Source organism: Mesobacillus maritimus (assembly GCF_044803185.1).
Taxonomy (GTDB): domain Bacteria; phylum Bacillota; class Bacilli; order Bacillales; family Cytobacillaceae; genus Mesobacillus_B; species Mesobacillus_B maritimus_B.
Genome location: NZ_CP085225.1, coordinates 1,146,310 through 1,166,688, shown reverse-complemented (window position 1 = coordinate 1,166,688; position 20,379 = coordinate 1,146,310). Strand labels below are relative to the sequence as shown.

Below are 20,379 nucleotides of genomic sequence, written 5' to 3'. Positions count from 1 at the left end.
TGTAAACATCTTGAATTTACGCCATTAAGAGTGGAAATCACGTTGAAATTCCTCACAAGTTTGTTTAAATTCGTTGATAAGTTTTTTATATTCCTGTTTCATTTGTCATTCTCCTTTTTTGGGTATTTGCGACTAAGTAATTCGTTAAAATCCGTAAAATTTCCTGAGAGTAGGTCTTTAACGAACCCTTCCTCAACCATTCCTTTATCGACCATATCCCTATAAATTTGTGCTGTTTCTTTAATGTCATCGTCCTTTTTCTCGCTCATTTTCACCATCCTTTTGCTTTTTCTCGTTATAATGTTCAATAATCGATTTCCCTTCAGGCAATTCAATCCACTGGTCTTCTGGAAGTCCTTCTGCACGTTTGATGATTCCTTTGTTCGTTAAATGCTCTAGGAGTGGTTTGTCTTCGGAAATTATTTTTATTTTATCGTCCTTCGAGAGTTTGTTATTCATGGATTGCTTGTGTCGATTAATTTTCTTTTGTATATCTTCATCGCGCTTTACCACTTAATTTCATCACCCCTTTCGATTCGACCATCAGGGTACTCTTTAACTGTCTCTCCGTTCTCAAAATAGAGGATGAAAAGTGATTTTTTCTTCATCTCTTCTGTTAGCTCGCCTCTAAAACCGACCAACTTGAACTCAATTTTGTCATCACTCATTTTCATCACCCGGTTTCTTTCGAATATGTTGATAGCACAGTTTTTTTAAATCATTAATAAAATTATCTTTATCGAGTTCGAAATCGTAATCTTTTAAGCGTGTTGCTAAATTTTCACCTAGCTTTTCTGAAGCTTGAATAACAGCTTCCCTCATTCTAATTTGTTGTTGCGCTATGTAATATTTAGGAGTGCCAAATTCAATTTCTTCTATTTCGAACGGAGATAAACAATAAGTTTTTCGTTTTGTTACATATTCCATCTCTTCAGTGTCTGCGACGTACAGATACAGCTCTTGAACAGAGTTTAATTTATCTTCGTAAACCCTAGCATCATCTGGATCTTCAAATACTTTACCTTCAACAAAATGACCGCGAACATCTTCGCCACGAACAACAAAGACCTTTTTACGTTCACTCATTTTCATCACGCACCTTTTTAATTCGACCATCGGGATACTCTTTTACAACATCACCATCATCGTCCATATAAATGATATAAGTACCGTTTTTCTTGGCTTCTTCCATTAGTCGAGGTTTAATCGTTCTAAGGTGATTTTCGAAGTCATCAAATAACTCCTGTGGTATCTTAGGTTTATCATCACTAATTTTCATCACGCACCTTTATGGTTCGACCATCGGGATATTCTCTAACAACACAACCATTGTCATCCATATAAACAATATAAGTGCCTTTCTTACGCGCTTCTTCCCTAGCGTAATCCGGCATTTTACGGAGGATTTTTTCTATTTCATCGTCAACCATTAGTCCAACTCCCAAGCATTTCGTTTAATATCGTGTACAACCCATTTAACACTAGAAAATTCCGCACTTACAGAACCACTTAGTTGTATGAAATTATCTAATTCAGCATCCACATTTTCACCTTTTCGTTTTAGTCCTTTAAGGTGTTCGATATAATCATGCGTTGACATTAAAAAAGCGTTAAGATTATTGGTAAATGAAATATATTTCGGTTCATTCTGATTCATTTTTATCCCTCTCCAACTCTTCGATAAATTCATCGAGCATCTTCATCGCTAATTCCTTATCGACTAGCATCGTTAGTTTAATTAGGTTTAGATTGAAAGCAACTTTATCTTTGAAACTTTTTAATTCGAAATTCTTATTCATTTTATTACGTCCAGTAGTAGATCAGTTAGAACATATAAAGCAGCTAAAACAAGGATGAAATTCGAAACAACACTTTCCCATCTCGCTTTAGTCAATTCAACTGCTGATACCTTTGTCCGTACTTTAGATTTTCGGTATTCTTTTATCGAATGAATGAAATAAGAAAGGGAACCGATCACTAAAATAATTGTTGAAAACATATGGAAACTTAGTAATTCACCCATAAAAATCACCTCGTTTTTGGGGTGGTAAAATAGTATAAAAAACAAATTGCTGAAAAGGAATACCAAGCTAAAATAAATCCATCAAAACCAAACATTACATGCGTAATAATGGCAGCAAGAATCGCCCAAATACCTACAACACCGGAAAGATTCCTAAGTTCTTTTTCTTTCCAAATTTGAAAACGATAACGGAGATTATATAAGTTGATGTCTACCTCTTCATCATATGATCCCTCTTCATTATCGACCTCTAAAAACTCTCTCATGAATTTTTTAAATTCTTGAATCAGCATCACATTTTCCCCACCTTTATAAATATTAATATTCTAATTGGTCTTTATCTTAATTGTTTTCTCAAAATAATTGACAATAACGTGCTAAAATGGTTAGGACGATAACAATACTATTAGTAAGATTTTTTGGTAAAATTATTACATATAGTATTTACCAATAAGTCTAATTGGATAATTATTGGAATGAAAGTGTCTATTTTTAGTTACTGTTAGTCAGGAGATGATAAATATCGAAAAAAATCTTAAAGAGCGAATAGGGGAAAAACTTAGTTCATTAAGAAGGGCTAAAAAACTAACAACAAAACAACTTAGTGATATGATTGGGATTAATGGAAAAGACCCAAGCCCTTCTTATATCACTCAAATCGAAAAAGGACAAAAAACACCAAGCCTTGAGACAGCACTTAAACTAAGTCACTTTTTTGAAATATCACTCGATGAATTAGTCAATCCAAATTACTCTTATGAACATATACCAAAAATAATCTTAAATTTTAAGAAAGAAGGACAACAATTAATATTAGGAATATCACGTATTTTCAATCGAAAATTAGCTTGGACTATAAAATATGATAAAAAAAATAAACATATTATTGAAGTCTTGTATGAATACACAAATCAAAAAGAGTTGATAGAATCACAAATTCAAAATTTCGCACACATACTAAAATCAGAAGTAGAATTAAAATCCAACTCTAAAATTTATTTTGTGGAGCTCGGTTCATTTCAAAATTCAAGTAACCAAGGTGTACAATACGATTTAATTGAAGACATATTAAAAAAATTCACTGTAAATGTGTTCTCCTCACAGGAAACAATTGTGATCACATTAGATGAAATCGAAAGCCTTCTTTCTAATGCATTTATGTATAGTGATTCAAATGGGGAAGTAATGTTAACTGAGGAGCAAATATCGCTAATTTTGAGTGAGTTAAATTCTTACAGAAAACTTAAATATGGTGTAAAAGGTCCTATATTAATGCAATTGGCTCCGCTTTGTTCTATATTAATGAATTTACTCGTAATTGAAGAAAATTTTATGGAACAGATGAAAAAAGAAGAAACTTCTATAACTAAAAATTCATATATACAGCAAACTTTGGATTTTTAATGTTTAAATAATGGTAAAAACAAAGGACCCTGTGGATAACGGGTTCCGTTTCCTATCACAAAACCCGAAAATGCAATCGAAAATGTAGCTTAATTTGTACTGCCTTTTGTATACGTTTTTGCAATAAAAAATAAATGGCTCAGTTCACACTGAGCCTATTTTTAATATCCATTTTTGGAGATGTTTATTCAACTAACGCCCCCATTAATTGAATTAGCATAAACGTTATTTAAGTAAGTTCTGAACAAATTTCATTTTCCAAATTCCATATCCTAATAAAGCACCAATCATATTTAGGATAAAATCATCAACATCAAAACTTCCTCTTCTTGAAACAATTTGTACGGTTTCAAGAAAGAATAATACTACAATCATAGAAATAATAAATATGCCTACTTTGCTTATTCTTTTAATGAAAAATGGTAGATAAATACCCATTGGTAAAAACATAAATAAATTACCACCAAGGTTTTTTATAGGTATATCCGCATTCATGCTACCGTCAAACATTGCTTGAACATATGTACTAATAGTTTTAAATGGAACAAAGTTCGAAGAGGCTTTAATATATTCTATCAACGAAAGGTCTGAAAATATTCCACCTCTATGTCCCAAAAACATAAGAACCACTAAAGCAAGAAAATAAAATATAAAACTAATTCTAAGGACTACCTTTATTATCTTTTTCATATCTCTCCCCACTTATCTTTACTCACCCGTTAGCGTGAGTAATTTCTTCACAAACTTCATTTCAGTTTAACATATATATCCAATAAAAGTGTGCTTTCTAAGCATTTTTGTATGCCATTTTGTATATCAAATTGTTGGATAAATTGTCGGGGTACAACAGCCATTGTACCCCGACAATTTGAGGTACATTTTACTATACAAATTTTTATGAAATATCAACAATAATGGCATTAAATCAATAAAAAACGAGTGGCAAATTCATATACAAATCGCCACTCAATTTAACTTATATTTTTAATGTTTGTGATAGGGAACGGAACCCGTTACCCTGTGGAGGTCCTTGTTTTAGTTTTCTTATTTAATTAACACTCTGTTTTCACAACAGGAACTACCGCATCACAACTTCTTGTTCAACTCTTGCCCCGTTCGTAATATAAGGTTAGCCAGATTTGCATTTGGCAGAGAAAAAATACACAAAGTTGCAAATGCAAAAATATTGCAACTTGGCATCGAGTCTTTGGGCAATACTCTATTAGCCCAAGAAACCAGCAGCATAGGACTTGGCTTTGCCATGAATCCTAGCATGTCCACCTCTCCATGATTAGTGTTTCTGGCATTTAAATAATGCATATTCTGGCAGTATGTTCATTAAACATTTTGAATCATTACTCAAGGCAGGATTATATAGAGGTTTATATTTATACACAATAGCCTAGCTATGCCTATTGTATTAACGGGGCAGTTTAGTGCAACAAGGCTAAGACCATCTCATTTAAATAATTTCCTGTTATTGGGGGAATATATAAATACTTATTTTAAAGGATGGTCTTATGTATATTTTAATTAATATTTTATATATGTTAGCAGCGTTTAAATGGGGGGATTGGACGAATTGGAAACTGTATTATCCGACAATACTCTTCTTCATCATTGGAGATTTTTTATACAACTTTCTCCTCTATAAAAAATCAATGTGGTTGTTTCATGATTTAATCTTACCTAACCATACAACTATTACAATTTTAGCTATGGTCGTATCCTACTCTGCAACCGTATTAATATACTTAGGGCGGTTCCCTGAAGGATGGAAAAAACGGTCATTATGGTTTTTGTTATGGGTAGGAATATATTTATGTGCAGAGTATTTTAACAGTAAGTTTGGGTTTATTTCATACCATAATGGTTGGAATATTTGGTGGTCTGTGTTATTTACAGGTATTATTTTCTTTATCTTGCCTATTCATCACAAAAGACCTTTGTTAGCTTGGCTATTATCAATAATAATTATAGTATCGTTGTTAAGCATCTTTGATGTGAAAATTAGTGAAATGAAATAAAGCTTAAGTTGAGAAATAAGGATTATTGAGGCGACCTTTTTTTATTATGAAAGCAAAGATTGTGAATAAATGTACTTAAACTATAGGGGGCGTTAATGGAATAAGCATATGTATTTAATAAAGGCTGAATATACAAGATTTTATGCATTTCTTGTATATTCAGCCTTATTTTCCATTCAAAAAATGTACTGCCATTAGCAACATTTCTTAATTGCCAAAACAATGATTAGAGTTCTTATTATTTTACAAACAATATTCCACTTTCATCTGACCAACCAAACACAGTTTCTTCAGAAAACTCCACAGTCGAATTCTGATAATGCCATATTGCTCCCCAATGTGTTACTTCATCAGGTGTACCCATAACATTGACCACTTCATCCTTAGTAGATCCTTTTGTAAAAGGAATAGCTCCTTCTCTTTTAGTTCCAACTGATACTTTCAAAACACCACTATAATTAGACCAACCCGCTACCAACCCATTCTCATCGAATTCTATAGATGAATCTATATACCGCCAAGATGAAACATACCCAAACTCTTCGATTTCGTCTGGATCTCCCATTACATTTAATACATCATCCTTAGTTGAACCTAGTGTGAAAAAAGAATCAGTATCTACTGAAGTGTATAATGAATTAGCAGCAGGAATCTCTGAATCGTCAGATTGCTTTTGAGTATATATGTCCTCTGATGAATCTTGAGTATCTAACCCCATATCCGAATCAGTTTCTAAAGAATGATTAGATTGGTTTTGTTCTTTGGTTTCTGTTTTAGCAGGCTCAGCTATATCATTTTTTATCAACGGAGACAATATTGATAGAAGCATAGCAGCAGAAACAACAAATAAAAACGGCTTCCAGTGAAACCTAATGAACCACCGAGGTCTTTCATTTTTTGTAGTGTATGTGCTATGGTTTACCATTTGTGAAGATTTTATATTATAATCATATCTTCTTTGGTAATATTCATATTTTTCATTGTAGGCATTTCTTTGTTGTTCATCCGATAGCACATCATTTGCCTCTTTGAGCTGCTTAAAGACTTCTGGGTCTCCACCCACATCTGGATGGTGTATTTTAACTTTTGTTCGATAAGCCTTTTTTATATCCTCAGACGTACAAGTAGAAGACAGTCCTAGAACACGATAATAATCAATAAACCCATCAAAATATCCGAGAATTAGAAACGGGTTACCAAAGGGGGAGAATTCCTCTTTGAAAATTTGCTGATAAATCCATCCTGAAATTCTTAATTGTGCATTTTGTAAAAGAACTAAAGTTAATAGGTTAAGATAATCCTCTTGTTCTTTTGGATTAACATTTTTCTGTCGCCATTCTTCAAGTTTCGGTAAATAAATATATGTAAATTCATGAAAAAGGATATTTATTTTTTCATTTATATCGCTTTGTTGGTAGGTTTGAAAAAGATGCACGAGTCTATTGTTTAATTCATTTCTTGCCTCCGTACTTTTCCATAAGTTGCTTTTAAGCGTTTTGTCGTTTTTGAGAAACCAGGATGTAATTTTCGGAATGGAATCTATTCCTTTATAGCTTGGTCTCCCCATATATAAACCTCCTAAATTTACTAAAAACTAATTTTAAAGTGTATTTTAAATTAATTTTTATCTAACGCTAAACTTATTCCTAATAAGATGATAGTTATTAGATCAAAAATCACCCATACATCTTTTGATAAATATATTGGAAAGATTGGGTTAAATAGTATAACTATACCTAAATATAGATATTCAAAACCAATTTTATTGATCTTTTTAAAGGATTGAATAGTTAAAATAATAGATATGATAAAAACAAAAACTCTTAAAAATTCATAGTATGAATATGGCTGATTTAAGATACCTAATAAAATCAAAGCCATTAAAATAATGCGACCCATTAAATAAAACTTCAATTTAAATTCGCCCTTTCTAGCCTAGATGACCGTTGTTATAAGCGTTTACAAGTAGGTACAATAAATTCAGTATGAGTCCAGTAATCCCCATCCATAATCCACTATGATTTTCTTTATCGAATTTAACTAAACCAACAATTGAAATGATTAAACCAAACAGCGGGATAATTCCAATAAATGATAAAAAAATGGATGCAACACCAATCCAAAATCCCCTTTTACACCAGATATTCTTTTCTTTTGGATAATTTTTAAATAATGAATCTGCTTTAATTTGGTTACTCACGATTTTCAAGACATCCTTTTTGCTTAGATTTATAAACATTAGAATTTATTGCTTGTATGTATAGTCATTGGAGATCCCTTGACTTTCCATTATAACTTCCACCCTACCAAAGTAATACGCAAGACTTGTAATAAGAACAATCACAGGGACAGTAATTGTCGCTAATATTCCAAATCCAACCCAGTATAAAATTAAAGTTACAGTAGATGTCATAAAAAACATGAGGGGGAAATCATTATGATAGCTTTGTATAAACAATGACCAAATTACTGATAAACCAATGTATAACCACAAGTTAGCACCGGTTTCTTGTAAAAAATATGCAGTAACGATAAAAATCATTATTGCATTCAGTGTCCCAATCATCACATTTTTAGTAACTAATGAGAATACGAATTTTTTAGGAAATAGAGTAACCCGTTCATCAAAATTATCACCCTTAAACCCTGTTAATACTCCATAGAAACCAAAAATAAAAAAGGCTTCAATTACTGCAGCTACATACTTAAATAACCAACCACTAATAATACCTATCCCAACATAATAAATAAAATTCAGCATTTTTATCCCCCATTCCCTAATTCCCTCTAGTAAAATTTTCTTATATATTTCATTATATTTCAACAATATTCAATTAAAATTGGTTTAAATTTAAGGTCATAGTACCCCTAAAATGATCATATTGCTCCTCCCTCTACATACTAATAAATAAGAGGTGGAATATGAAATTTAATTGCTATAAGAATGGAAAAGATTATTCTCAAATGAGTAAGGAAGAATTATTAAAAGTCATTGAAGGGCTTGAGGAGGAGATTTGGGGTTTACGCGAAGAATTAAGTCAAATGGGACACCAGAGATACATGGAAAAATCCGATTTTGAGAAAAGAGAAAAAGAACGGGAATTTTCAGAGCATTTTCCGTTCTTTAAGAATAAGTTCTTTGGTGAAAAATAAATTTGCGTAAAAAACTCGTGCCGGTGGATTACGAGTTTTTTGTGTTATGGACGGTGAACAAAACTTAAATTTTATTTTATTAAATGTGGATAATTCATTTAAGTTTTGAAGCATATAAAGGTCATTCAAAAAAGCTCCCGCTTAATATTTCTTGGAAATTTGGACACCTCCTGTGTTTTGAAAACAATCCAACATTTGGACACCTACTCTGTTTTTGACAAACCCAATCCAATGTTTGGGCACCTACTCTGTTTTGACAAACCCAGTCCAATGTTTGGACACCTACTCTGTTTTTGACAAACCCAATCCAATGTTTGGACACCTACTCTGTTTTTGACAAACCCAGTCCAATGTTTGGACACCTACCTTGTTTTTGACAAACCCCAATCCAATGTTTGGACACCTACTCTGTTTTTGACAAACACAATCCAATGTTTGGACACCTACTCTGTTTTTGACAAACACAATCCAATGTTTGGACACCTACTCTATTTTTGACAAACCCAATCGAATGTTTGGACACCTACTCTGTTTTTGACAAACACAATCCAATGTTTGGACACCTACTCTGTTTTTGACAAACACAATCCAATGTTTGGACACTATTTCTATTTTGATATGCACAATCAAACCTTTTTGACATTCCTTAAATTAACTTAATAAGTCTTTTATATATTTTTAAACAGCCTCTAATAAACGAATATTATTAATAATAGAGAAATAAATAGTTCGTGTTTAGTCCATTTTGGAATAAAGGGTTGTCAAAAATACCCTCCATAGAAAATTTTTTAAAATATTTTTTTAAAATGTTTTTGTTGTTTTTCATATATTTTTCATAGAAATATCCAACGGTCTTATTTTTGAGTAATTTTATTTAATTATTTACTGCAAATATAACTTTTGAAAACAATCAAAAACATATGTTTTATATTAAAATATTTACCTTTTATATCAATGTTCGTATCTACTATTCTCGTGTATAAAATTTTTAAATACCTGTTAAAACTTAAGGTGTGAAAATTAGGAGGTGGAAAAATGGACTACAAAATTCAAATGAATTAGCTAAATGCTCAGAACAAATTTTATTTTTTACCTTTAGGTGGTGTAAAAAAATATTTAAGTTAATATTGGATGGTTTTATGGGAGTTACGATTAAAAAAGGGTTACCCCAGATTCCAGCTGTTTAGTAACCCCTTTTGGTTGAGAGTAAAAAGCTCCCAATTACAATCATTATAATTAATATTTTCCTCCACCTCAATTAGTTAATAATGAAAGGATTGAAAAAATGAAAGTTTCACTTGCATTAATGCCATCATATCATCCAAAGGAACTTGACAATGCTTTCGAGGAATATCTTCGAGTCAAAAAAATCCAAAAAAAGTTTAAAGAACGAACAATTAAGGATCATAAGACCCATTTTGAATACTTTAAAAGGTATCTTCATCAAACAGGACAGAACATTACGTTTGTGCATGAGGTGGATGATGACGTTTGTATTAGATACTGGGAATATATGTATGATAAAGTGAAATGGGACGATCATATCCATATTGGTGAAAACCTTAACGAAAAGAAAATTGGTCTATCCCAGACTACCATCAATCTAAGAACTCGCTCACTGAAAGCACAATTTAATTACTATGTGAAAAAGGGCTATACAGATAGAAATCCATGGCAAGATTTTAATATCAGTAATTTGGATGCAATTCCGCGGTATTGGAGCAAAGCTGAATTGTTAAGATTTTTTGAAGCAATTGATGTTAATACCTTTGAAGGTGAAAGGGACCGTGCTCTTTTTACCTTTCTTTTGGAAACAGGAACTAGAATTGGTGAATGCCTAAAATTGAATGAGTGGGATTTTGACCTTGAGAGTCGTAAAGTTCATTTCCCTGCTGAGATCACAAAAAATGGATCACCACATACAAGCTTTTTGAAAAAGGATATGACTACAATGATGAAACGTTTATTTAAGAAGAATCAAGATATTAAACGAAATTCATTAGGCGGAGTCTTTATTTCATCAAGTGGGAGTAGGCTTAAATATGCTGGTGTGAGGGATGCACTTCTTAAGTATGCAAAAAAGGCGAACATTCCTGATGCACATTTACACCAATTTCGGCACTCCTTTGCAGTACATTATTTGTTAGATGGTGGTGAACAGGCTTCCCTCAAGAAAATTGGCGGTTGGAAAACATTAGACGCATTGAAAATATACCAAGAATTAAAAGATGATGAAGCTAAACAACAACATCAAAAATATTCTCCCACAAATAAACTGTTCGATTAACTTTTATTCGAGGTTAGATATTTATTTATAATGCCCAAGTAAAAATTTTACTTGGGCATTATAATTTATGAAAGTTTTTTTAATCTTTAAGGAGATCATTTACTGGGCTATATTGATGATGCTGACTTTTTATATCTTCACCATTCATTTGAATGTATTTACGAACTATATTCATAGTTGAATGGTCTAAAATACGTTGCAAAGTAAATGCGTCACCACCATTTAGAATGTAAAATTTGGAAAAAGTATGGCGAAATGTATGGGGTGAAACACGTATATCTTTAATCCCAGCTTGTTCACCATATTTTTTTATTCTAGACCTGACCCAGCTTGGATCAATTTTAGTTCCATAATTAGAAAGAAAAATGATATCAATGTCTTCAAAAACACTGTTTTCTTTAATCAAAATACTTAGTGCTTTTGCCGTTTTTTTCGATAACGGGAGAATGCGTGCATTTTTATTCTTAGCTAGATATGCCGGCACTTTAATTACTTTCTGTTCATAATCAAAATCCTTCTTCGTCAAGCCTAAAGCCTCATTACACCGGATCCCTGTGTCCAAAAACAATAACATTAACACGTAGTCTCGAAATCCAGCATAAGTTCGTTGGTTCGGCTGATTTAGAAGGTCTAAAATTTGCTTTTTGGAAAAGGCAGTAATGGTGTCTTGTTCCGTTTTGAGCAATTTAATTCTAGCTGCTGGATTATGTAAGATATGCCCTTCATCTATAAGGAATTTAAAAAAGCACTTTAATGTCCTTAATCGAATATTTACAGTAAAGGGAGAAAGACCTTTTTTATTCGTTCTATCCCTAACTGAGGCTTGAGTATGGTCATCCCAAAGCTGTTTTTCTTTACTCATGTAATAAATATAATCCCGAATGACATCTGTCGATGTATCTTCAACATATTGAATAGAGGGATATTTACATTTTAAAAATGATAAAAAATATCTAAATGTTGTCCGGTGGTCGCTCAAGGTTCTAGGGCGAAGTCCCTCTAGCTCTTTTGCTCTCATAAAGGTTTCAAATAGATCTACCAATAATTTTTTAGAGGTTCTTGAAGTGGATTCTTCTTCTAAAAATACTCGTCTTGATACAGTTTTTTTCCCTTTTCTTTTGTTCTGGTCAGCCATAAAAAAATCCTCCTTAACTTTGTTGGGAATTCCCATACAAGCAAGGAGGTCTCACGGTCATTTTGACATTAGCCCAAACGGTCTATATGTAAAAATAGAGTGCTATCCAGAATTTACCAACACCCTGAAAACACAGTCATATCAATGGTTTTGGCGGGACTGCCTAGGAATCGAACCTAGCAGCGACTGCACGAGCCGCTCGGACGGTTTTGAAGACCGTGGAGGACACCAGTACCCCATCCAGCCCCGTAGTGACAAGTTCTATTATAATTCGACATTCAGTTTTTTTCAACCTTCTTCACTAATTTGTCATAGATTCCCTCACTTGTCTTATCCGCTATGCTGATACTATAATAAAAATAACGAGATTTAGATGAATAAAGGGGATTTAAGATGCTAGACGGATGGTTTATGTGGTTTATCGTATTTTGGTCGGCTGTTATGGTAGGGTTAATGGCGATTGGTGGATTTTTTATGTTTCGGAAGTTTTTGAAGAAGCTCCCGAAGGAAGACGGGAAATCCGATATGGATTGGGAAGAGCATTACGTGAATGAAACAAAGCATCTTTGGCCAGATGATCAAAAGGAATTTCTAGAAGATTTAGTTAGCCCTGTTCCAGAACTATTCCGCGATGTTGCCCGTCAAAAGATCGCAGGAAAAATAGGCGAGCTAGCCTTAAAAGAAAAAGTTTCAATGATTACCCAGGATTTAGTCATCCGCGGTTATATCTTGGCAACCCCAAAACGTGATCATAAATTTTTACGGCAAAAGTTGTCCGAGAGTAAAATCAACATTCAACCTTATGAACATTTATTTTAAGCTGTCTCACAAGAGACAGTTTTTATTTTGTATTCATCGAGAAATTATTGGAAGTCAACCCAAGACATATTACTATAAAAAACGCTTAGAAATTTGTATAATGGTAACTAATTGTATATCAAATGTTTTCTAGGGTTCCGCAACATATTACACCTTGGTCTGGTCCGAGAGAAAACACACAGCCTGTCTGTGTCCACGGAGGGACAAAAGCCCGGGAGATCTGTTACCTAACAGTTCTCTCGGTTTTTTTTGTTTTACCGGGTAATCTAACAACTATAAGGAGTGAATCTTCATGAATCATAACTGGGTTATAGTGTTTATCGCCGCCCTATTTGAAATCTTTTGGGTGATTGGCTTGAAGCATGCGGATAGTATATTAGAATGGGGCGGTACGATTCTCGCCATTATTGTGAGCTTTTACGGGTTAATTATTGCTGGCCGCGGAATCCCGGTAGGAACTGTTTATGCAGTCTTTGTTGGCTTAGGAACAGCCGGAACCACCGCAGCAGACATCCTCTTCTTCGGGGAACCTTTTAAGCTTGAGAAGGTCCTCTTGATTCTTCTTTTACTCGTAGGTGTTATCGGCTTGAAGCTCGTTACAGATGAAAAATCACCTGAGGGGGTGGAGTCCTAATGGCATGGATATCGTTAGTCATTGCTGGAATCTGTGAGATGTCGGGTGTGGCGATGATGAATCAATATACTCAGGACCGTAAATGGCGTTCTCTCCTGCTGCTGATTATTGCCTTTGGTGCAAGCTTTGTATTCCTATCGATGGCAATGGAGACCTTGCCGATGGGAACCGCCTATGCGATTTGGACAGGAATTGGTGCCTCAGGAGGAGCACTGATTGGAATGTTATTTTACGGGGAATCAAAGGACTGGAAACGGATATTGTTTATTGCGATGGTATTGAGTGCTGCGGTTGGTCTGAAGCTGGTTTCTTAATATAAAGGTGACTAGGGGAATGATTCTAGCAAAATGGTTAGTGCTAGAATCACTCCCTTTGTTTTTTCCTCTAATGGACCATCGCACCTCTTTTTTACTTGTTCAGGCAATTAGAGTCCCTCTTTTTTACCATTCCTCCCCTCTTCTACCTGTTCAGCATTAGAGAACTCTGTGAATAAAAAATAACGTATGAACACCGTTCACACGTTATTTCATCAACCTATTCTTTTGTACATACCATTAAAAATCAGACAGTCGTTGGCTTAATCTCACCTTGTAGTTCGCGGTGAAGCTTTTTATATTCGATAAGCATCGCGACACGCCATGGAACAATCATTCCAAACGCTAGGATCCAGAACATGCCACCGAGTTCACCAACATCAATGGTTGCGCTTAAAATCATCTTGGCCACCAGTCGAACCAATAAAAGACCTACTAAGATATACATAAACGCCTTTGAGCGTTTCAGATAAATATCGTTATTCCTGATTTCAAATTTTGACGTCTTAATCAGCAAAATTGAAAACAGCATCCCTATGGCCAGTGCCTCAATAACTTGTAGGAACTCGACCCGAAACATTGGAAACAAGAACATCAATGCTCCTGTACTCATAAAAACAGGTGGCAGAATAATTTTTCTCGCTGATGTAGGTCTTTTCGCTGCCTTCATCCGCACGAACAGTGCAAGAGTTCCCATCCCAATTGCACCTATTGTTGAGAGTAATACATAGTCCATATGTTTCATCCTTTTAAGTAGGTTTACACTATTATTATACAGCAATCTCGTTTTAATTTTAAGAAAGGAAAAGCATATAAGCTTCTCCTCTCAAACCCAATCAGTAAAAAATACGATACTATAGACCTGTAAAGCCTCCAAACAACGGGGATAAGAAAGCAATAATTCTGGTCATCCAATCAAAGTAGAGGACAACCCCCATCACGATCATGATGTAGCCGCCAATTTTCATGATTTTCACATTATTTTTTCGAATCCATTGCATTTTTCCAACGAAGAAACTAAGGATGAAGAATGGAATCGCAAATCCTAAAATATAGGCAATCATGTAGAGCATTCCTGACCCTGGATTAGAACCAGCAAGTAGAATAACTGAGGCAAGAATAGGACCCGTACATGGAGTCCATCCAGCTGCAAACGCCATTCCAATTAGCACGGTACCAAAATAACCCGCAGGACGGTTTTTAAATTCAAATTTCCGGTCTTTCATCAGCCATTTTGGTTGGAAAAGCCCAATAACCATTAACCCAAATAATACGATGAAAATCGCTCCAATTTGCCGAATCAAATCGTTGTACTGACTGAAAATTTGCCCGACAAAAGAAGTGGCAAAGCCAAGTGCAATAAAAATGATGGAAAAACCAACAAGGAAAAACAGTGTATGGAGCATGCTCCGCTTTTGCAGCATCGCATTTTCACTCTTAATCTCACCAACTGACATCCCTGTGATGTACGAAAGAAACGCGGGATAGAGCGGTAAACAGCACGGTGATATGAAGCTTAAGAATCCGGCTCCAAATGCAAGAAGAACGTTAACATCCGTCATTTATAAACATCTCCTGTTTTACATCAATTCGTTATCATTCTAACAAATCCATCAGATAAAAGATACGAATTGGACTGTGAACAATTTAGTAATAATGAAAACCTCGGAATCTCTCGCAATTCGTCGAAAGATTCCTTTTGAATTCTAGTCCATTTTGGCTTATACTAAATTTCGTGCCTTGAAATTTCTTGTATTTTTTTCAATAGATTTACAGATAATAGTTACTATTATTGGAAAGGAAGCTCAATGTCAAAAAACGAACTAGTTAGACTCATTGAAAAGAAACGCTCTGAACTCATCCAAGTTGCGTCTACCAATGGATTAACCTCCTCTGCAGCGATCCGCTATAGCCAAGAGCTTGACCATTTACTAAATACCTACAATCGAAAATACACTCAGACAAGTAAAACCTATTAAAAACAGCTGAAAGCCAAGAAGGCAAGCAGCTGTTTTATTTTTTTTATGAAAGTTTTAGCTCACTACATCCTCTAGTCTTTCAACTGAACCATTCTGCAGCAAATACATCTTATGATAAAGCCCCTTTAAGTTGAGAAGCTCTTGGTGGGTTCCCCGCTCTACAATTTCCCCTTTGTGAAGCACTAGAATTAAATCAGCATCTTGTATGGTTGAGAGACGGTGGGCAATCGCAATCGTCGTTCGCCCCTTACGCATCTTTGCAAGTGCCGTTTGAATCGCTTCCTCTGTCTCTGTATCAATATTCGCAGTTGCTTCGTCTAGGATTAGAATCTTAGGATTGGTTGCAATCGTTCTAGCAAAAGCAATCAACTGACGCTGTCCACTTGAGAACGTTGCTCCCCGTTCTACAACCTCATGATTAAACCCATCGTCTAACTTACTTATAAATGAATCCGCTTGGACAAACTTTGCGGCTTCTTCAATCTCCTCATCCGTAATACCCTCGTTGTGAAGACGGATATTATCCTTCACGCTACCGTAGAAAAGGAATGGGTCCTGAAGAACGAGCCCCATCCGGTCTCTAAGCTCATTGATGGGGTAATCCTTAATGGACACACCATCAATCACAATTTCGCCACGATTGTACTCATAAAAGCGCATCAAGAGATTAATAATCGAGCTTTTGCCACTGCCAGTGTGGCCAACAAGGGCAACTGTTTGACCCGGCAATGCCGTAAATTCAATATTTTTCAAAACATCGCGTTTGCCATCATACGAAAAGCTCAAATTGCGCACTTCAATTTTCCCATCTTTAATCCTTTTTTCACTCACTACAGGCTGTTCTGGTGCGATATCCTCGTCGTCTAAAAGCTTAAATACCCTAGATGCAGCAACAATGGCCTGCTGATACATCGACAACCGCTGCATAATCTGGTTTACCGGCTCAAAGAATCGATCTAGATAATTGATAAATGCATAAAGAACACCAATTTCAACCGGATTTTCAAACGAACTTATCCCAAAATAGCTTAAAACAATAATAAGTGCGAGGATATAGACTAGGTCAATCGCTGGACGTAATAATAGTCCGTCTGCTTTTATATTACGCATGCCCGCCTGATAGTGTTTATCATTGATCTCCCCAAATTCATTACGAAGGCGTTTCTCCTGACGAAATACTTGGATAATCGACATTCCCTGCAACGATTCGCTAAGCTTGGCATTGAGTTGACTAAGACGCTCACGCATATCTAAGTAAAATTTGGAACTAAGCTTTCTGTAAATCACCATAATCATCATAATGAACGGCATGACAATCAAACAGAATAACGCCAATTTCACATTTAGAATAAACATTGCAACCAAAATTCCGATTAGTAAGAACCCGCTTTGAATAAAGGTGGCAATGACAAAAACGAACATATCCTTAATCGCTTCAGTATCGTTTGTTACCCTTGATACAATCGACCCAGCTGGGGTTCTGTCAAAATATCGCAATCCAAGGGATTGTACCTTCGTAAACACATCGACTCGTAGCTGCTGAATAATTTTAAGAGCGACCTCTTGAAATTTATAAAGTTGATAATACGAAACAAACACATTCATGACTTGAATTCCCATATAAGCAATTCCGAGCATCAGTAAGGGCTCATATGGAAAATGTCCAACCGTCAAATAATCATCGATGAATACTTTAATTAAAATCGGTCCAATGACATCCCCAATTGTTGTCAACAATAAAAACCCAAATGCAAATAAAATCGCTTTGATGTGGGGCTTGGTATAAGCCAATAACCTTTTTAACACTGTTCGTTGCTGTTTCGAGTCTAACGGTGTTAGTTTCTCCTCCATACTTTACCCCCCTAACTCGACAATCTCTTCAAGCTGTTGACGCAAATACATATCCTTGTACCATCCATCATACTGCATTAACTGCTCATGAGTGCCACGCTCAACAATCTCACCTTCGTCTAAGACGAGAATCAAATCCGCGTGTTCAATCGCGCTTAGGCGATGGGCGGTAATCAACGTTGTTTTCCCTTCGCGATTGTCTTTTAATGCAGCCAAAATTTCTTCTTCTGTCTTCGCATCTACTGCGGATAGAGAATCATCAAGTATTAAAATCTCCGGGTTCATTAATATTGCCCGAGCAATAGAAATGCGTTGTTTCTGTCCACCCGACAAAGAAACACCACGCTCTCCAACGACCGTTTCATAGCCATTGGTAAAATCAAGAATATCCTCATGAATACGGGCAATTCGAGCAGCTTCATAAATCTGTTCTCGCGGTATATTCGGTTCAGCAAATGCAATATTCTCAGCAACTGTGGCTGAAAATAAGAAATGATCCTGCGGTACGTAGCCAACTGCCTCCCGCAATTTATCAAGTTGATAGTCCGTTAGCACTCGTCCCCCAATGGAAACACTTCCCTCATAGCCTTCAAATTCACGAATCAATAACTTAAGAAGCGAGGTCTTCCCTGCCCCTGTTTTACCGACAATCCCTAGCGTTTGGCCTTGATGTAATGTAAAATCAATCCCTTTTAGCTGTGGGTTTTGTTCACCTGGATAGGAAAACTCATCAAGTTTATAGACAATGTTCCCCTTAGGAACAATTCCAATAGCCCCTTCTTGATCGCGTATTTCAACCTTCTCCCCTAAAAGCGACGTGACTCGGTCAAGTGAAGCACGTCCTCGTTCGACAACATTGAACAAATGTCCGAAGGCTAGCATCGGCCAAATTAATAAACCTAAATAAGTTGTAAACGATACTAGGCTACCGATTGTCATTTCCCCATTCAAAACAAACCTCGAACCAAAGGCAATGGATAAAAAGAAAGAAATTCCAACAATTAAAGAAATAGTCGGATCAAATAAGGCATCAACTTTTGCAACAGAAATATTTTTCTTTACGACATCCTCTGATTGTTTACGAAAATCTTCTATATCTTCTTTTTCCTGGCCAAAGGTTTTAATAACTTTAATCCCGGTAATACTTTCTTGGGACTTATCATTCAAGGTTGAAAAAGCTTCTTGGGCCTTATGAAATCTCAAATGAAGCATTTTTCCATACCAGCCAGTAAGAATGGCCATTAAGGGCATTGGCAATAGGCAAATCAACGTCAATTTCCAACTAATGGTAGTGGCCATTGCAATCACAACAAATCCGCCCGTTGCAAGGGAATCGACCAAAGTAAGAACCCCTACCCCAGCCGTTTGTTGGATCGCTTGGAGGTCGTTTGTGGCATGGGCCATTAAATCTCCTGTTCTCCGCTTTTGATAGAAATTTGGTGACATCTTGGTAAAGTGCTCATAGAGTCGATTTCGCAAAAGCTTGGCTAGCTTTACAGACGAACCAAAAATCATAATTCTCCAGAAGTACCGAAGCACATACATGCCAACCCCAGCAACAATGAGAATCATAATCCATTGTAAAAGTCCCTGCCTCGTAAGCGTTCCCATTTGAATCTCGTCTACAACCATTCCAATTACCCGAGGCGGAATTAGCTGTAAAAAAGCAACAAAAAGAAGCATAAGAATTCCAACTAAATACGCTTTCTTTTCCGCTTTAAAGAACCACATTAAATCTAAAAATGCCTTCATAGTCTTATCCTCCAAGCACGATACTCTCAAGCCTCACTATTTTATCAAATGTTCACAAAATATGGAAGATTAATGTTTCTACAATAATTTTAATTATCTAGACCCTTTTAAAATATATTTGAAAGTTCAGAGTCCCCTTTTAACAATAAAAAGACTGCCCCCAATTGTTAGAATTCCAACAAAGGGGAGCAGTCTATTATCGAGCACTACCTATAGAAAAGAACACTTTTTGATTGCCGATTACTCTTTTACTTTTATTTTTAAGGTCATACTACACTGTCTAGTTTTAGTAGCCTTAGCTTGGCTTTGCCAACCTTATCCTGCTTGAGTTTGCTTATCTAACTCTTCTTGATTTTGGGCGGCTTTTTCTTCTGCTTCCTTCTTCAATTCATCGAATTCAACTGTCATTTCTTCTGGAATATATTCCGCTTTGTTTATATACCGAACAATCACCTTGTAATCGCTAATGATATCAGCGTAGTTCATCTCATTCGTGCTTTCATCTACATAAGATTTTGCTTGAATTTCGTCATGCTTTTTAAGCGCATTAGCCAGATTGTAAAAGTCTTTCTGTGAATCTGAGTCAAATCCGATCGTTTCTTTGATTACCGTTTCATAGTCTCTCGCAAGTAGTAATTCAGTAAATCTTTCATCTTCCTCAGTTGGAGTTCTTACAGTCTGTTCTTCAGAGGCCGTTTCTTCCTCTGAAGCCATTTCTGTATCGGTGGCCTGATTTCCTTCCGGAGTTGCTTGTTCTTCACCAGCATCTTTTGTTCCACAAGCTGTTAATACTAATAATGCAAATAAAATAAGAAATATTGCCTTTTTCATGTAAAAATCTCCTCTTGTCTGTGATCTTGTTTCTACCCTTGTATTAATATGTACGAGAATACAGTACTTTAGGTATAGAAGAATTTTCAATTATCCCAAAACTCCTCCATTAAACGTGAAAAACCACTTTTCTTTGGTTTATTTCAAAGAAAAAGTGGTTTTTTATGATG

Annotated in this window: 29 protein-coding genes, 1 tRNA gene and 1 riboswitch; of the genes, 8 read left to right on the top strand and 22 right to left on the bottom strand. The window is 35.3% G+C overall.

Features of this window, described 5'->3' with window-relative positions:
• Positions 1-98: 98 nt before the first annotated feature.
• The 10 genes from LG336_RS05725 to LG336_RS05680 are packed head-to-tail and all read right to left on the bottom strand — an operon-like array spanning position 99 to position 2,319.
• Positions 99-269: a hypothetical protein gene (locus LG336_RS05725; protein ID WP_404331603.1), complete on the bottom strand. Its 171-nt coding sequence runs from the start codon at positions 267-269 to the stop codon at positions 99-101.
• Complete coding sequence (locus LG336_RS05720; RefSeq protein WP_404331602.1) at positions 247-513, bottom strand: hypothetical protein; 267 nt, start codon at positions 511-513, stop codon at positions 247-249. Before LG336_RS05720 ends, LG336_RS05725 begins: the two co-directional genes overlap by 23 nt.
• Positions 507-668: a hypothetical protein gene (locus LG336_RS05715; RefSeq protein ID WP_404331601.1), complete on the bottom strand. Its 162-nt coding sequence runs from the start codon at positions 666-668 to the stop codon at positions 507-509. The genes LG336_RS05720 and LG336_RS05715 overlap by 7 nt, the downstream gene beginning before the upstream one ends.
• Positions 661-1,086 carry a hypothetical protein gene (locus LG336_RS05710; protein WP_404331600.1) on the bottom strand — a complete coding sequence of 142 codons (426 nt, stop codon included), beginning with the start codon at positions 1,084-1,086 and terminating at the stop codon, positions 661-663. The genes LG336_RS05715 and LG336_RS05710 overlap by 8 nt, the downstream gene beginning before the upstream one ends.
• Positions 1,079-1,279: a hypothetical protein gene (locus LG336_RS05705; RefSeq protein ID WP_404331599.1), complete on the bottom strand. Its 201-nt coding sequence runs from the start codon at positions 1,277-1,279 to the stop codon at positions 1,079-1,081. The genes LG336_RS05710 and LG336_RS05705 overlap by 8 nt, the downstream gene beginning before the upstream one ends.
• Positions 1,269-1,430: a hypothetical protein gene (locus LG336_RS05700; protein WP_404331598.1), complete on the bottom strand. Its 162-nt coding sequence runs from the start codon at positions 1,428-1,430 to the stop codon at positions 1,269-1,271. Before LG336_RS05700 ends, LG336_RS05705 begins: the two co-directional genes overlap by 11 nt.
• Positions 1,430-1,657, bottom strand: a complete 228-nt coding sequence (locus LG336_RS05695; protein ID WP_404331597.1) for a hypothetical protein — start codon at positions 1,655-1,657, stop codon at positions 1,430-1,432. Before LG336_RS05695 ends, LG336_RS05700 begins: the two co-directional genes overlap by 1 nt.
• Positions 1,644-1,799 carry a hypothetical protein gene (locus LG336_RS05690; protein WP_404331596.1) on the bottom strand — a complete coding sequence of 52 codons (156 nt, stop codon included), beginning with the start codon at positions 1,797-1,799 and terminating at the stop codon, positions 1,644-1,646. Before LG336_RS05690 ends, LG336_RS05695 begins: the two co-directional genes overlap by 14 nt.
• Positions 1,796-2,023 (bottom strand): hypothetical protein, encoded by a 228-nt coding sequence (locus tag LG336_RS05685; protein ID WP_404331595.1) that lies wholly within the window; start codon positions 2,021-2,023, stop codon positions 1,796-1,798. The genes LG336_RS05690 and LG336_RS05685 overlap by 4 nt, the downstream gene beginning before the upstream one ends.
• A 5-nt stretch (positions 2,024-2,028) precedes the next feature.
• Positions 2,029-2,319 (bottom strand): hypothetical protein, encoded by a 291-nt coding sequence (locus LG336_RS05680; protein ID WP_404331594.1) that lies wholly within the window; start codon positions 2,317-2,319, stop codon positions 2,029-2,031.
• A gap of 217 nt (positions 2,320-2,536) precedes the next feature.
• On the opposite strand from LG336_RS05680, the gene LG336_RS05675 reads away from it, so the two are divergent.
• Positions 2,537-3,427 carry a helix-turn-helix domain-containing protein gene (locus LG336_RS05675; RefSeq protein WP_404331592.1) on the top strand — a complete coding sequence of 297 codons (891 nt, stop codon included), beginning with the start codon at positions 2,537-2,539 and terminating at the stop codon, positions 3,425-3,427.
• Between the two features lie 225 nt (positions 3,428-3,652).
• On the opposite strand, the gene LG336_RS05670 is transcribed toward LG336_RS05675, so the two are convergent.
• Positions 3,653-4,117 carry a VanZ family protein gene (locus LG336_RS05670; RefSeq protein ID WP_404331591.1) on the bottom strand — a complete coding sequence of 155 codons (465 nt, stop codon included), beginning with the start codon at positions 4,115-4,117 and terminating at the stop codon, positions 3,653-3,655.
• Positions 4,118-4,947: 830 nt separating this feature from the next.
• Here LG336_RS05670 and LG336_RS05665 point away from each other — a divergent pair.
• Positions 4,948-5,454 (top strand): CBO0543 family protein, encoded by a 507-nt coding sequence (locus tag LG336_RS05665; RefSeq protein ID WP_404331589.1) that lies wholly within the window; start codon positions 4,948-4,950, stop codon positions 5,452-5,454.
• 238 nt (positions 5,455-5,692) lie between these two features.
• On the opposite strand, the gene LG336_RS05660 is transcribed toward LG336_RS05665, so the two are convergent.
• The 4 genes from LG336_RS05660 to LG336_RS05645 are packed head-to-tail and all read right to left on the bottom strand — an operon-like array spanning position 5,693 to position 8,215.
• Positions 5,693-7,021 (bottom strand): J domain-containing protein, encoded by a 1,329-nt coding sequence (locus LG336_RS05660; RefSeq protein ID WP_404331588.1) that lies wholly within the window; start codon positions 7,019-7,021, stop codon positions 5,693-5,695.
• A 50-nt stretch (positions 7,022-7,071) separates the two neighbouring features.
• On the bottom strand, positions 7,072-7,335 hold the full coding sequence (locus LG336_RS05655) for a DUF6804 family protein (RefSeq protein ID WP_404333104.1): 264 nt from the start codon (positions 7,333-7,335) through the stop codon (positions 7,072-7,074).
• Positions 7,336-7,384: 49 nt separating this feature from the next.
• Positions 7,385-7,654 carry a hypothetical protein gene (locus tag LG336_RS05650; RefSeq protein ID WP_404331587.1) on the bottom strand — a complete coding sequence of 90 codons (270 nt, stop codon included), beginning with the start codon at positions 7,652-7,654 and terminating at the stop codon, positions 7,385-7,387.
• 45 nt (positions 7,655-7,699) lie between these two features.
• Positions 7,700-8,215: a hypothetical protein gene (locus LG336_RS05645; RefSeq protein ID WP_404331586.1), complete on the bottom strand. Its 516-nt coding sequence runs from the start codon at positions 8,213-8,215 to the stop codon at positions 7,700-7,702.
• Between the two features lie 161 nt (positions 8,216-8,376).
• Between LG336_RS05645 and LG336_RS05640 the strand changes: the two genes are divergently transcribed.
• Positions 8,377-8,607 (top strand): hypothetical protein, encoded by a 231-nt coding sequence (locus LG336_RS05640; protein ID WP_404331585.1) that lies wholly within the window; start codon positions 8,377-8,379, stop codon positions 8,605-8,607.
• A gap of 1,285 nt (positions 8,608-9,892) precedes the next feature.
• Positions 9,893-10,894 carry a tyrosine-type recombinase/integrase gene (locus LG336_RS05635; RefSeq protein ID WP_404331584.1) on the top strand — a complete coding sequence of 334 codons (1,002 nt, stop codon included), beginning with the start codon at positions 9,893-9,895 and terminating at the stop codon, positions 10,892-10,894.
• Positions 10,895-10,973: 79 nt separating this feature from the next.
• Here LG336_RS05635 and LG336_RS05630 read toward each other — a convergent pair whose 3' ends face one another.
• Together LG336_RS05630 and LG336_RS05625 are read right to left on the bottom strand one after the other, a co-directional pair.
• Positions 10,974-12,029, bottom strand: coding sequence for a tyrosine-type recombinase/integrase (locus LG336_RS05630; RefSeq protein WP_404331583.1), 1,056 nt, complete (start codon positions 12,027-12,029; stop codon positions 10,974-10,976).
• A gap of 151 nt (positions 12,030-12,180) precedes the next feature.
• Positions 12,181-12,277, bottom strand: a tRNA-Sec gene (locus LG336_RS05625).
• 145 nt (positions 12,278-12,422) lie between these two features.
• Here LG336_RS05625 and LG336_RS05620 point away from each other — a divergent pair.
• The 3 genes from LG336_RS05620 to LG336_RS05610 all read left to right on the top strand — a co-directional run bounded on the left by LG336_RS05620 (position 12,423) and on the right by LG336_RS05610 (position 13,796).
• The gene (locus LG336_RS05620; protein WP_404331582.1) at positions 12,423-12,848 is read left to right on the top strand and encodes a DUF2621 domain-containing protein; all 426 of its coding nucleotides are present in this window, start codon (positions 12,423-12,425) and stop codon (positions 12,846-12,848) included.
• Between the two features lie 118 nt (positions 12,849-12,966).
• A riboswitch (guanidine-I (ykkC/yxkD leader) is annotated at positions 12,967-13,068 on the top strand.
• Positions 13,069-13,140: 72 nt separating this feature from the next.
• The gene (locus tag LG336_RS05615; RefSeq protein WP_404331581.1) at positions 13,141-13,482 is read left to right on the top strand and encodes a DMT family transporter; all 342 of its coding nucleotides are present in this window, start codon (positions 13,141-13,143) and stop codon (positions 13,480-13,482) included.
• Positions 13,482-13,796 carry a DMT family transporter gene (locus LG336_RS05610; RefSeq protein ID WP_404331580.1) on the top strand — a complete coding sequence of 105 codons (315 nt, stop codon included), beginning with the start codon at positions 13,482-13,484 and terminating at the stop codon, positions 13,794-13,796. Before LG336_RS05615 ends, LG336_RS05610 begins: the two co-directional genes overlap by 1 nt.
• A gap of 247 nt (positions 13,797-14,043) precedes the next feature.
• Here LG336_RS05610 and LG336_RS05605 read toward each other — a convergent pair whose 3' ends face one another.
• Together LG336_RS05605 and LG336_RS05600 are read right to left on the bottom strand one after the other, a co-directional pair.
• Positions 14,044-14,532 (bottom strand): CcdC family protein, encoded by a 489-nt coding sequence (locus LG336_RS05605; RefSeq protein WP_404331579.1) that lies wholly within the window; start codon positions 14,530-14,532, stop codon positions 14,044-14,046.
• 118 nt (positions 14,533-14,650) lie between these two features.
• A complete protein-coding gene (locus tag LG336_RS05600) occupies positions 14,651-15,358 on the bottom strand; it encodes a cytochrome c biogenesis CcdA family protein (RefSeq protein WP_404331578.1) in 708 nt (235 codons plus the stop codon).
• Positions 15,359-15,604: 246 nt separating this feature from the next.
• On the opposite strand from LG336_RS05600, the gene LG336_RS05595 reads away from it, so the two are divergent.
• Positions 15,605-15,775, top strand: a complete 171-nt coding sequence (locus tag LG336_RS05595; RefSeq protein WP_404331577.1) for a Spo0E family sporulation regulatory protein-aspartic acid phosphatase — start codon at positions 15,605-15,607, stop codon at positions 15,773-15,775.
• 54 nt (positions 15,776-15,829) lie between these two features.
• Here LG336_RS05595 and LG336_RS05590 read toward each other — a convergent pair whose 3' ends face one another.
• The 3 genes from LG336_RS05590 to LG336_RS05580 all read right to left on the bottom strand — a co-directional run bounded on the left by LG336_RS05590 (position 15,830) and on the right by LG336_RS05580 (position 20,209).
• Entirely contained in the window at positions 15,830-17,626 is a 1,797-nt protein-coding gene (locus tag LG336_RS05590; RefSeq protein WP_404331576.1) for an ABC transporter ATP-binding protein, read from the bottom strand.
• Positions 17,627-17,629: 3 nt separating this feature from the next.
• A complete protein-coding gene (locus tag LG336_RS05585; RefSeq protein WP_404331575.1) occupies positions 17,630-19,378 on the bottom strand; it encodes an ABC transporter transmembrane domain-containing protein in 1,749 nt (582 codons plus the stop codon).
• A 315-nt stretch (positions 19,379-19,693) separates the two neighbouring features.
• A complete protein-coding gene (locus LG336_RS05580) occupies positions 19,694-20,209 on the bottom strand; it encodes a hypothetical protein (protein ID WP_404331574.1) in 516 nt (171 codons plus the stop codon).
• Between the last annotated feature and the right edge of the window lie 170 nt (positions 20,210-20,379).